The organism is Billgrantia montanilacus (genome assembly GCF_003336675.1).
Taxonomy (GTDB): domain Bacteria; phylum Pseudomonadota; class Gammaproteobacteria; order Pseudomonadales; family Halomonadaceae; genus Halomonas; species Halomonas montanilacus.
Genome location: NZ_QPII01000005.1, coordinates 54,901 through 66,653, shown reverse-complemented (window position 1 = coordinate 66,653; position 11,753 = coordinate 54,901). Strand labels below are relative to the sequence as shown.

General features: G+C 65.1%; 12 protein-coding genes. 7 read left to right on the top strand and 5 right to left on the bottom strand.

Going from position 1 to position 11,753, the window contains the following annotated elements:
* Positions 1-6: 6 nt before the first annotated feature.
* The 5 genes from DU505_RS08820 to DU505_RS08795 all read left to right on the top strand — a co-directional run bounded on the left by DU505_RS08820 (position 7) and on the right by DU505_RS08795 (position 1,629).
* Positions 7-216: a hypothetical protein gene (locus DU505_RS08820; protein ID WP_114478630.1), complete on the top strand. Its 210-nt coding sequence runs from the start codon at positions 7-9 to the stop codon at positions 214-216.
* Between the two features lie 205 nt (positions 217-421).
* Positions 422-640, top strand: a complete 219-nt coding sequence (locus DU505_RS08810) for a TraR/DksA C4-type zinc finger protein (RefSeq protein ID WP_114478628.1) — start codon at positions 422-424, stop codon at positions 638-640.
* A 23-nt stretch (positions 641-663) separates the two neighbouring features.
* Positions 664-1,116 (top strand): hypothetical protein, encoded by a 453-nt coding sequence (locus DU505_RS08805; RefSeq protein WP_114478627.1) that lies wholly within the window; start codon positions 664-666, stop codon positions 1,114-1,116.
* Positions 1,117-1,120: 4 nt separating this feature from the next.
* Entirely contained in the window at positions 1,121-1,414 is a 294-nt protein-coding gene (locus DU505_RS08800) for a hypothetical protein (protein WP_114478626.1), read from the top strand.
* A complete protein-coding gene (locus DU505_RS08795) occupies positions 1,411-1,629 on the top strand; it encodes a pyocin activator PrtN family protein (protein ID WP_114478625.1) in 219 nt (72 codons plus the stop codon). Before DU505_RS08800 ends, DU505_RS08795 begins: the two co-directional genes overlap by 4 nt.
* Here DU505_RS08795 and DU505_RS08790 read toward each other — a convergent pair.
* Positions 1,626-2,654 (bottom strand): site-specific integrase, encoded by a 1,029-nt coding sequence (locus DU505_RS08790; RefSeq protein WP_114478624.1) that lies wholly within the window; start codon positions 2,652-2,654, stop codon positions 1,626-1,628. The genes DU505_RS08795 and DU505_RS08790 overlap by 4 nt on opposite strands.
* Positions 2,655-2,793: 139 nt before the next feature.
* Here DU505_RS08790 and dusA point away from each other — a divergent pair, with 139 nt between their 5' ends.
* On the top strand, positions 2,794-3,813 hold the full coding sequence (gene dusA, locus DU505_RS08785; RefSeq protein ID WP_114478623.1) for a tRNA dihydrouridine(20/20a) synthase DusA: 1,020 nt from the start codon (positions 2,794-2,796) through the stop codon (positions 3,811-3,813).
* A gap of 3 nt (positions 3,814-3,816) precedes the next feature.
* On the opposite strand, the gene DU505_RS08780 is transcribed toward dusA, so the two are convergent.
* The gene (locus DU505_RS08780; protein ID WP_114478622.1) at positions 3,817-4,848 is read right to left on the bottom strand and encodes a succinylglutamate desuccinylase/aspartoacylase family protein; all 1,032 of its coding nucleotides are present in this window, start codon (positions 4,846-4,848) and stop codon (positions 3,817-3,819) included.
* Positions 4,849-5,012: 164 nt separating this feature from the next.
* Between DU505_RS08780 and DU505_RS08775 the strand changes: the two genes are divergently transcribed.
* Positions 5,013-5,630: a TetR family transcriptional regulator gene (locus DU505_RS08775; RefSeq protein WP_114478814.1), complete on the top strand. Its 618-nt coding sequence runs from the start codon at positions 5,013-5,015 to the stop codon at positions 5,628-5,630.
* 78 nt (positions 5,631-5,708) lie between these two features.
* Here DU505_RS08775 and DU505_RS08770 read toward each other — a convergent pair whose 3' ends face one another.
* The 3 genes from DU505_RS08770 to DU505_RS08760 are packed head-to-tail and all read right to left on the bottom strand — an operon-like array spanning position 5,709 to position 11,516.
* On the bottom strand, positions 5,709-7,142 hold the full coding sequence (locus DU505_RS08770) for an efflux transporter outer membrane subunit (RefSeq protein ID WP_114478621.1): 1,434 nt from the start codon (positions 7,140-7,142) through the stop codon (positions 5,709-5,711).
* Positions 7,135-10,278, bottom strand: coding sequence for an efflux RND transporter permease subunit (locus tag DU505_RS08765; RefSeq protein WP_114478620.1), 3,144 nt, complete (start codon positions 10,276-10,278; stop codon positions 7,135-7,137). Before DU505_RS08765 ends, DU505_RS08770 begins: the two co-directional genes overlap by 8 nt.
* A complete protein-coding gene (locus tag DU505_RS08760) occupies positions 10,278-11,516 on the bottom strand; it encodes an efflux RND transporter periplasmic adaptor subunit (RefSeq protein ID WP_245947851.1) in 1,239 nt (412 codons plus the stop codon). Before DU505_RS08760 ends, DU505_RS08765 begins: the two co-directional genes overlap by 1 nt.
* Positions 11,517-11,753 lie beyond the last annotated feature (237 nt).

The following is an 11,753-nucleotide window of genomic DNA, read 5'->3' as shown; positions in this document are numbered from 1 at the left end:
AAAAACATGCGCCAACGTATGACCAGCCACCAGCCCCGCGGCGTCCTGCAGGATGCCGGCACCCTCGCGGTGCTCACCCCCAACCAAGGCGCGGTGGAACATCAGTTCGCCATGGTCGTGGCTTTCGAGTCAGAGGGCGATCTGCGTCGCGCGATCGCCAACAGCCGGTGCGGCTACCGGCTGGGCCAGAAGGCCCAGGAGCTGAGCCGTGAATAACCGCCTCTACCTGTGCGCGACCCTGCCGGCCGCGTCGATCCCTACAGCCCCGCCACCACCCAGGGCCGCGCCGTCCAGCAATTCGTATCGCGCCGCGCCGGTCGCCCGGTACGCAGCGCCGTGGCCTGGCTGGTGTGGCTCAACGACTGGCGCAAGGGCTGCCGCGTCGTCTACCTGCCCGCCATCCCGAACGAGGACCTGAACCATGGCCGATAACGCCGACATCGCCACCGAGATCATGGAACGCCGCCTCGAGGGCGCGCTGGCCAACCGGCCACGCTGGGTCGGCCTCGATCTCGCTGCAACCGAGTGCGACGACTGTGGCGGCGAGATCCCAGCCGCTCGCCGCCAGGCCGCGCCCTGGGCAATCACTTGCATCGAATGCCAAGGCATCCGCGAACGCCGCGCCGCCCAGCGCCGTTGATCGAAAGGACCAGGAGAGAGACTGTGAACAAAGTCGATATCCACGACGCGGCCACCCAGCTGGCCGCCGGTCGCACCGCCTACAGCCTCGCCCGCGAGCTGCTCGGCGTGCGCGCCGAGCTGAAGACGCAGCGCGACCAGGCCATTAAGAACCTGCACCATTTCGAAGATCAAAGCCGGCAGAACCGCGTAACCCGCCGGGAAGCGAAGGAGCTGCGCGACACCCTCGAGCAGATAGAAGCCGAGGAAGGCCAGGAGATTGCCTACCTGCAGGAGCAGCTCGACGCCGCCAAGCTGGCTGTCCTGCAGGCCACTGCCAACGCCCTCAACTGCCACAACCGCTGCAAGCATCTAGAGCGCAGCCAGGTCTGCAACGCATGCGGTTCGGAACCGGGCCAGTACCACGCACCCGAGTGCCCGGCTGTAGACGCCTTCACCGCCGGTCGCATTCGCGCCGGCCTGAAGGTAAAGAGGTAGCAGCATGAACGACCAGCAACCGAAGGGCGGCGCCGTCGCCCGCCAGGCCGCCATGCTCTGCCAGGATCCGGCGTTCCGGCTCTACCTGGACAGGCGCCGCCGGCACAAGCTGGGCATGACGGAAAGCGCCCTACCCGATGGCACCCATAACGAGCAGGACGCCAGGGACTGGCTCTGTGCAGCATGCGGGGTCGACAGCCGCGCAGACCTCGATCACCGCTTTGAAGCAGAGCGTACCTTTCGCCAGATCCGTAACCGCTTCAACGCCTGGCGGGCGAAGAACAGGGGAAACCAATGAAAACTGAATTCATGCTACTGGCTGTCTATGAAAAGGCGTTGATTCCCTTGGACGTCTTCGCCAAGGACATCATGGGCGTCGAGCTTCAGACCGCTCGAAACCGCATCGCCGCCGGAACGTTCCCGGTGCCGTTGACTCGCACCGCCCGGCAACCAATGGTCCATATTGCCGATGCCGCCAAGTACATCGACCAGCACCGCGAGAGCGCGGCCTAGCGCTCTAGGTCCCGATCCTTCTTTGCCAAGTCGCCGGCTTTCAGGTTCACGTAACGACGCAGGCTACCCCAGTCACGATGTCCAGAAACCATGGACACCTCCTGGATCTGGTAGCCACGTTCGAACAGCCGGCTGATGCCCTCATGTCGAAGGTCATGAAAGTGCAGGTCCTCGATCTCGAGATACTGGCAAATTCGTCGAAACCCATTGCCGACAGAATCCGAGCCGTACGGGAAAACACGCTCATGAACGCGGGGTTGCCGCTCGATGATTGCCTGGCTCTCACCCATTAGCGGCACCTTCTGGTCAGTCTTCTGGGTCGGGTGCTTGCGCAGCCGGATGATCACGGTGCCCGTCTCCAGGTCGACATCGGACCAACGCAAGCTGCAGATCTCGTCGAGCCGCATGCAGGAGGCCACCGCGAAGCGGACCAGGTCATGGTAGCGGATCCGACGAAGGGCTCGATTGTGCTTGGTGTGCACCAGGATCGCCTCGAGCTCTTCAGCGGTCGGCCGCCTGTCTCGATTATCTGGCGAGCCAATCAGGCCCGCCCGCTTCAAACCAATTCGCCACACCGACATATTCACCCGCGCTTTCTCCGGCAAGGCTTCTTCGACGATGCTGGTCGTGATCGCACCCGAAAGGTGCATGATGTCGGTCATCGTCGTCGAAGGCTTCACGCCATCCACCTGGATACGAGTACGGCAGAATGTCTTAAGGGTTTCGAAGTCTAGCGCTGACACCAGGGTTTCGGCGCCAAGCCCGTTGCGCAGCGTCCTGTCAGCTGATTTGTTCTTGCGCCCGCGGCTGGAAGTAAGGTCCAGGTGTGCCAAGTGTCGATCAAGAATCTCTCCAAGGGTGGGGCTTCGCGCCAGGCCCGCCGCCGTATCCTCGAGCAGCCCCTCAACCTCCCGTGCCCACGCTTGGGCACGCGCCTTCGTGCTGAATGTCTTACTCTGTGCTGGGTGCCCTTTCTTGCGTACAATGGCCCGCCACCGGGTCCCGCGCTTCTGAAAAGTCGCCATGATGTACCACCCCTAAGCCGGAAACGGGCCACGCCCGCACTTTGGTGCAATGATGGTACAGCAAGGGCGGTTTTAAGCGGTATCTGACAGGATTTAACGGTATGAATATACAGTATGCAGACCACGGTAAGCGCTTGATATGACATCAAAGCTCCCTATTTCAGAGGCTCGCCGGTTCGCAGTTGCCCCCATGATGGACTGGACTACCCGGGACCAGAGAGCCTTCGTGCGCACGCTGACCCGGCGCGCACTGCTGTACACCGAGATGGTGACCACCGGCGCCATCCTCCACGGCAGCCCGCGGGAGCGCTTCCTCGGTTTCGACGAAGTGGAGCATCCGCTGGCGCTGCAGCTGGGCGGCAGCGATGCCGGCGAGCTGGCCGAGTGTGCGGCCATTGCCGAGGAATGGGGCTACGACGAGGTCAACCTCAACGTGGGTTGCCCCAGCGACCGGGTGCAGAACAACCTGATCGGCGCCTGCCTGATGGCGTATCCGGAGAAGGTGGCATCAGCGGTGCGCGCCATGCGCGAGGCGGTGTCGATCCCGGTGACGGTGAAATGCCGCATCGGTATCGATGACCAGGACGAGGATGCCGACCTGGAGCGCTTCATCGCCCAGGTGGCGGACGCCGGCTGCGAGGTGTTCATCGTGCACGCGCGCAAGGCGTGGCTGCAGGGGCTCTCGCCCAAGCAGAACCGTGACGTGCCGCCGCTCAACTACCTGCGGGTGCATCGGCTCAAGGCGGGTCGGCCGGAGCTGCATATCGGCATCAACGGCGGTATCAAGACGCTGGAGGAGTGCCGCGAGCAGCTCGCCCAGGTCGACAGCGTGATGGTCGGCCGCGAGGCCTACCAGAACCCATGGCTGCTGGCCGGCGTGGACGAGGCGTTCTATGGCGTGGCGGGCCCGGCAACCAGCCGCCATGCCGCCGCCCGTGCCTTTCGCCCCTACATTGCCCGGCGCCTCGACGAGGGGGCCAAGCTCAACCACATCACCCGCCACCTGCTGGGCTTGTTCCAGGGCCGGCCGGGCGGGCGCCGCTTCCGTCGCCACCTATCCGAGAACGGCCACCTGGACGGCGCCTGCCTGAGGGTCTTCGACGACGCGCTCAGCCTGGTGCCGGAGACGACACCGTTGACCGAGACCGAGACGGCCTGAGGCTCAAAAGAGCGAATCCGGAGGCGGCTCCAGGCTGGATTGGAAGCCCTCCACGGCGCTCTCGGCCTCTTCGATTTCATCGAAACGGGCGATGTGGAACAGCGCTTCGCCCTCGTTGGCCAGCGGCAGCCGGCTCATGCCGATGACGATGCCGTCGGCCATGGAGGTAACGGCCTCTTCGGCGTTACCGAAGGGATCGGCCACCTTGCCCAGCACCTCGCCCTTCGCTACCCGAGCCCCGAGGCGAACCTTGGGACGCAGGATGCCATCGATGGGTGCCCGAGCCCAGCTCGAGCCATTGGCCAGCTCCGCCGCGGGCGGCAGTCGGCGCCGATGCTCGCCGGTGAGCATGCCCAGCCGGCGCATGACCCGCAGCACGCCGCGCACCCCCGGAGTGATCGCCCACTCGTCGAAACGTAGCGCCTCGCCGGCCTCATAGGTTAGTACGGGAATACCACGGTTCTGCGCGTAGTGCCGCAGGCTGCCTTCACGCAGCTCGGCGTTAAGAATCACCGGAGCGCCGAAGGCGTTGGCCATGCGTTCTGTCTCGCTGCCGGGGCTGAGTTGGGCGCGAATCTGCGGCAGGTTGGTGCGGTGAATGGCCCCGGTGTGCAGGTCGATGATATGGGTGGCGTGGTCGACGATCTGCTCGCGAAACAGAGCCGCCACACGCCCCCCCAGCGAGCCCGACTCGCTGCCGGGAAAGCAGCGGTTGAGATCTCGGCGGTCCGGCAGGTAGCGCGTGTGCTGCATGAAGCCGAACACATTGACGATCGGCACGGCCACCAGGGTACCGCGCAGCCCCTGGATCTGTTTCGAGCGTAACAGCCGGCGAACGATCTCGACGCCGTTGATCTCGTCGCCGTGAATCCCACCACAAACCAGCAATACCGGCCCCTGCTGACGCCCGTGAACCACTTCCACAGGAATGTGCAACGGTGCATGGGTGTAGAGGCGTGCCACCGGCACATCGATCTGGATTCGGTTTCCCGGCATCACCTTGACGCCGGCGAGTTCGAAGGGGGCACGAGCCATGCAGCGGCTTCCTGTAACAGAACAGTGTTCACTCACTTATACCGCGATGGCAACAAAATGACGAGCGCGGATCCCAATACATATCCATACAGAGTTGCATGTAAAAAGGGGATCGCTCAGGTAGAATAGCGCCACGTCACGCCCGAGGAGAGATGCAGCCTACCATGGCCCGACGCACCAAGGCGGAAGCCGCTGCCACCCGTGAAGCCCTGCTCGATGCCGCCGAGGATATCTTCCTCGAGCGTGGCGTTGCTCGTACCTCACTGGAGCAGATTGCGCGCCAGGCAGGCATGACCCGCGGCGCGGTGTATTGGCATTTCCGCAACAAGGCCGACCTGTTCCGCGCCATGCTCGATCGGGTTCGCATGCCCTTTCAGGAACTGGTCGAAGAAATCGACGACCCGGCCCTCGTCGATGCGCCGCTGGAAGCGATTCGCTTGGCCTGCCTTCAGGGCTTGGCGCGCCTCGAACAGCCCCGCTATCGACGGGTCCACGCCATCCTGATCCACCACTGCGAAGTGTTCGGCGAAATCGATCCCCTGGCCATGCAGAACGAGATCGCCGAGGAATCCTGCGGGGCGCTCATCGAATACTTCACGGTCGCCTGCGAGCATCGGCTGCTGCGCTCCGACATCACGCCCGAACTGGCAGCGAGACTGCTGCAATCGAGCCTGGGTGGGCTTTTTCACGACTGGCTGCGCAACCACGAGCACTTCTCGATCCGCGAGCGCGGCACGGAAATGGTCGATACGCTGCTGAAACTGCTCGCGCGCGAGCCTTGAGGCTTAGCGGCACCACAACGACAACGGGCCGGATCCTCAAGGGGTCCAGCCCGTTGTCGTTCACACCTGGGCGGTCTCTCAGGCGTCGGCCTCCCAGCCGCCACCCAGCGCCTTGAACAGCGTGGCGGTGGCGGTCAGGCGGTCGCGCATCGCCTCCGACAGCGCCAACTCCGCCGAGAGCAGTGCCCGCTGGGCATCGAGCAGCTCGATGAAGCCGACAAAGCCTTCCCGATAGCGCACTTCCGCCAGCTCCAGGGTGCGCGCCAGTGCCTCCACCTGGGCCTGTGTCGCCTCGATGCGCTCGCCACTGGTCTCGAAGATGACCAGGGCATTGCGAACCTCGTTGAACGCCTGATTGACGGTGGCACGGTACTGAACCTCGGCTTGGGCGGCCAGCGCTTCGGCGGTGTCGACCCGGGAGCGGGAGCGCCCGAAATCGAACAGCGGCCCCATGACCGTGGCGGAGAGCCCCCAGGTCTGGGCGGCGGTGGTGAACAGGTCGCTGCCGTCACCCGCCGCCGTTCCCAGGAAGCCACCCAGGTTGAGGGTGGGCAGGCGGCTCGCCTCCGCCACGCCGATGGAGGCATTGGCCGCTATCAGCCCCGCTTCGGCGGAGCGGATATCCGGCCGACGCTGCAGCAGGCTGGAAGGCAGTACGGCGGGAACGCTGTCGGGCAGCACGATATCCGCCAGCTGGGTGTATCCGAAATCGAGCTCGTCCATCAGTTCCGCCGGACTCATTCCCACCAGGATGGCCAGCGCACCCTCCAGCATCCTGACCCGCTGCTTCTGGCCAGGCAGCTGCGCCCGCGTGGTTTCCAGCTCCGACTGTGCCTGACGCAGGGCCAGCTCACCGGTCTCGCCGGAGTCGAAGCGAATCTGCTCGATCCGGTAGGTCTCCTCGCGGGAGGCCACCGTTTCCTCAGTGATCCTTAATTGCCGCTCGGCATTGCGCAGGTCGAAGTAGGTGGCCACGACATCGGCAATCACGTTCAGGCGCACCGCATCACGGGCAAACTCGCTCTGTTCAAGCAGGGCCTCGGAGGCCTCCCGCTCGCGGTCCAGTCGGCCCCAGAGATCGAGCTCATAGTTGAGCACGCCGGCCAGCGAAAACAGGTTGCCGGTAGTACTCTGCCCCAGCGGCGAGGCCGTGCCGGGTGTGCGCTCCCGCGATGCCTCGGCCTGGGCGCCCACCGAGGGCAGCTGTTCGGCACGGGCCAGGCCCAGGCGCGCCCGCGCCTCCTCGATGCGCGCCAGCTGCAGGCGGATATCCAGATTGTCGTCGACCGCCCGCTCGACCAGCCTGTCCAAGGACGGGTCCTCGAAGCGGGTCCACCAGCTCTGCCACTCCTGGCGCGCCTCGGCGGAGAGCATTACATGCTCGGGCCACTCGTCGGGCAGCACCAACTCGGGCGCCCGATAGTCGGGCCCTATGGCACAGCCGGCCAGCAGCGCCGTGGTCAGGGCCAGCGCCGGCAGGCGACCGGTGCGACGCAGTGAACGGTTACGCATGGGTCGGCTCCTCTCCTTGACGGTCCGCCTTGCGATCGCGCCGCCAGGTGGCCAGGTCCTCCAACAGCTTGTAGGCCAGCGGCACGAAGATCAGGGCCAGGGAGCTTGCCATCAGCATGCCACCCACCACCACGGTGCCGATTTCCTGCCGGCTGGCGGCACCCGCCCCGGTGGCGAAGACCAGTGGCAGCGAGCCGATGATGAAGGTCAGCGCCGTCATCAGGATCGCGCGGAAGCGCTGCTGGGCCGCGGCCAGGGCCGCATCGGACGAGCTCATCCCGGCACGCCGGTTTTGGGCGGCGAACTCGACGATCAGGATGGCGTTCTTGGCAGCAAGGCCGATCAGCACCAGCAGGCCGACCTGGAAGTAGATGTCGTTGGGGAAGCCTCGCAGCATTGCCGCCAGCGCCCCCCCCAGCACCCCGAAGGGTACCGCCGTCACCACCGCCAGCGGCAGGGTCAGCCGCTCGTACTGGGCTGCCAGGATCAGCAGAACCATGATCATGCCAAGACCAAAGGCCAACCCGCCGGCGCCAGCCGCGTCGTCGAGCTGGAAGGCTTCACCGATCCAGCCGAGCTGTGTGTTGGCATCGGTGAGTACCTGGGCCGCCACCTCGTCCATGGCCGCCTTGGCCTGGCCGGTGGTATAGCCGGGTGCGGCATCGGCCATGAACTTGGCGGCCGCATAGACGTTGAAACGGTTGATGATATCCGGCCCCGGCGCGCGCTCGAGGGTGACCAGCGAACTCAGCGGCAGCATCTCGCCATACTCCGAGCGCACGAAGACCTTGTTGAGGTCCTCCGGCTTGCTGCGGAACTCGCCTTCCGACTGCAGGTTCACCTGCCAGTTACGCCCGGCCAGGGTGAAGTCGTTGACATAGAGGGCGCCGAAGGTACTCTGCATGGTCTCGAAGATCTGGTTGATCGGCACGCCCACTGCCCGTGCCTTCTCGCGGTCCACCTCGGCGGTGAAGCGGGGAATGCTGGTGTCCAGGGTGGTACGCGCATTGGCAAGCTCAGGCCGCTCGTTGGCGGCTGCAGCCAGCTCGCCAGCCATCGCCTGGATCTCCTGGGGCGTGGCATCACCGCGAACCTGCAGGTAGCCCTCCACGCCCCCGGTCAGCGACAGTCCCATGATCGGCGGCGGGGTGAAGGCGAACACATTGGCTTCCGAAATGCCGGCCCCCATGCCCATGATACGCCCGGTGAGCGATTGCGCGTCCTGCCCCGGCCCGCGGCGGTCATCCCAGTCCGCCAGGTTGGCGAAGCCCACCCCGGTATTGCTGCGCAGTGAGCCGGCGATGATGTCGAAGCCTGCAAAGCTGGTGAACTCATCGACTTCGTCCATGTCGGTGAGCATGGCCGATACCCGGTCACGCACCGCCTCCGTGCGGCCCAGCGCCGAGACGGCCGGCAGTTGATAGACCACCAGCGCCACGCCCTGATCCTCCTGGGGCACCAGGCCCGGCGGCAGGCGGGTCAGTGAAAACAGCGTCAGGGCGAGCACGCCGATGAACAGCAGTATGCCGATCACTGCATGGCGTAGCAGTTTGGCAACGAGCCAGCTGAAGCCACGGGTCAAGCGGTCGAAGCCGGCATTGAACCATTGGAACGGCTTGGCCACCGTGTGCGACTGCTTGTCGAGCAGCATGGCACACATGGCAGGCGTCAATGTCAGCGCCACGACGCCGGATACCACCACCGAGATGGCGATGGTCACCGCAAACTGGCGATAGAGTTCACCGGTCAGGCCACCAAGGAACGTGACCGGTGCAAACACCGCCACCAGGACCAGCGTCGATGACACCACCGCACCGGCTACCTGCTTCATGGTCTCGATGGAGGCCTCACGGGCGCGCATGCCCTGCTCGTTGATCAGGCGATCGACGTTTTCCAGCACGATGATGGCATTGTCCACCACGATGCCGATGGCCAGGACCAGGCCGAACAGGGTCAGCAGATTGACCGAGAAGCCCAGTGCCAACATGCCGGCGAAGGTACCGATCAGCGACACCGGAATGGCGACCACGGGGATCAAGGTGGCCCGCAGGTGCTGCAGGAACAGGAAGGTGACCAGTACCACCAGCCCCACCGCCATCAGCAGGGTGATGAACACCTCGCGTATGGAGATCTCGACGAACTCGGTGGTGTCGTAGGGCACGGTATATTCGACACCCTCGGGGAAACGATCGGCCACAGCGTCCAGCGCCTCGCGCACCGCAGTGGCGGTCTCCAGGGCATTGGCCCCCGGCTGCAGGTAGACGCCCATGGGCACCGCCGCCTGCCCATTGTAGGTGGCGGTAAAGGCATAGTTCTGGGCACCCAGCTCGGCACGGGCCACGTCACCAAGGCGCAGGGTGCCACCCTGTTCATCGGCGCGCAGGATGATGCGCTCGAACTCCTCCGGATCGGAGAGCTGGCCGCGCGTCGTCACCGTGAAGGTGAAGGCCTGGTCCTCGGGCGATGGCTCTGCCCCCAGCCGGCCGGCGGCGAACTGGGCGTTCTGCTCGCGAATGGCGCCGGCCACCTCGGAAGGCGTCAGGTCGTACTGGGCGAGCTTGTCCGGAGAGAGCCAGATGCGCATCGAGTAGTCCTGGGCGCCGAACAGCGAAGCGTCGCCCACGCCCGGGATCCGTACCAGCTCGTCGAGCACGTTGAGCAGTGCGTAGTTGGAGATGAACAGCGGATCCTGGCTGCCATCCGGTGAATACATCACCGGCACCATCAGCAGGTTGGTGGAGCGTGCCTCGACACGAACCCCCTGGTTACGCACCTGCTGGGGCAGCCGGGCCGTTGCGGCCTGCACCCGGTTGTTGACGTTGATCGCCGCCTGGTCGGGATCGGTGCCCATCTCGAAGGACACGGTGATCTGCAAGCTGCCGGCATCGGTGGCGCTCGACTCCATGTAGAGCATGTTGTCGACGCCGTTGATCTCCTGCTCCAGCGGCGCAGCCACCGCCTCGGCAATCACCTCGGCGCTGGCACCGGGATACTGGGCCTGCACCACCACCTGGGGCGGCACCACGTCGGGATACTGCTCTATCGGCAATGCCCGCAGGGCGGCGAGGCCGGCAAGCACGATGACCAGCGAGATGACCGAGGCAAAGATCGGTCGGTCGATGAATAGCCTTAACATCATCCCTCCTCGTCGGCCTGAACATCGGCCTCGGCGTCGTCAGGCTCAAGTTCGGCGTCAGAAGTCTCGGCGGCGGAAGCCTTGGCGTTCGCCGCTTCCTCCAGGGCCGCTTCGTGGCTCTCGACCTCACTGGCCTGGACCGGCATGCCGTTCTGCAGGGCAACCTGGCCGTTGACCACGAGGCGATCGCCCGACTCGAGCCCCGCCAGCACCACCTGGCGGCTGTCGACAACGGGGCCCAGCTCGACGGTGCGAGATTCGGCGACATCATCGACCACCACGAAGACACGCGCCCCCTCCGGGCCCTGGCCCACCGCCTCCTGAGGAATCAGGAAAACATCGTCAAGAGTCTGGGCCTTAAGCTTGATACGCACGAACTGCCCGGGCACGACGTCGCCGTCGGCATTGGGAAACACGGCCCGGGCCGAGACGCTACCGGTGCGGGGGTCGATGGTGCTGGCGGTGAAATCGACAATACCGGTCTCGCCATACTCGCTGCCATCCGGCAGGATCAATAGCGCCTCTCTCTGATGCGCTTCACCATTGGCGGCCATGGCCCGGCGAGCGGTGCGCTGCAGGGCGGCGTCGCCCTCGGGCAGCGAGAAGCGTACATGGATGGGGTCCTGCTGGGTCACGGTAGTCAACAGCGTGCCCCGCTCGATCAGGCTCCCTTCCGGGAAGCTCTCGAGTCCGGTCATTCCGGCCAGGGGGGCCCTCACCTCGGTGTAGTCGAGATTCAGCTCGGCATTTGCCACCCCGGTCTCGGTGAGCGCGAAGCGTGCCTCGGCCAGTTCGCGAGCCGACAGCGCCGTATCTCGCTCTCGCTCGCTGACCGCATTCTGGTTGTAGAGCGTCGAGATCCGCTGCCACTCGCGCTGGGCCTGGTTCAATTCGGCCTGGGCGTTGGCCCGTTCAGCCTGTGCCCGCTGGAGCTCGATCTCGTAGGGCTCGCTGTCGATATGAAACAGCGGCTCGCCCTCCTCCACCACCTGACCCTCGGTATAAAGACGCTCTTCGAGGATACCCTGCACCCGCGCACGCACCTCCACCTCTCGGGAGCCACGCACTCGGGCGGCATACTCCTCGACCACATCGACCGAGCGCGGCTCGACCCCCAGCACACTGACCTGGGGAGGGGGACGTTCTCCGCCTCCCATGGCAGCGCCACCGCCGTTCTCGTCCTGCTCACAGCCAGCCAGCAAAGTAGCCAGCAGACCAAGCGCCAGAATCCATTTCACGGGAAGCCGCCCTCCCGGGGGTGACAGAAGCATATAGAGTCTCCGCTGCATATCGTGGTTCGTCAGGGGCAACACGCCCAACAGCAGGGGGTCGCATGGCGGGTTATTAGCGTGCGACGGATTATAGCTACAAGCGTGTATGTATACTAGCCTTGCACAAGGTCTCCCGTATCCCGTTGCTTGGTGATGACCCCATCAACGAGACAAGCAAAGGGAAAACGAGCTATGCTGCATAGC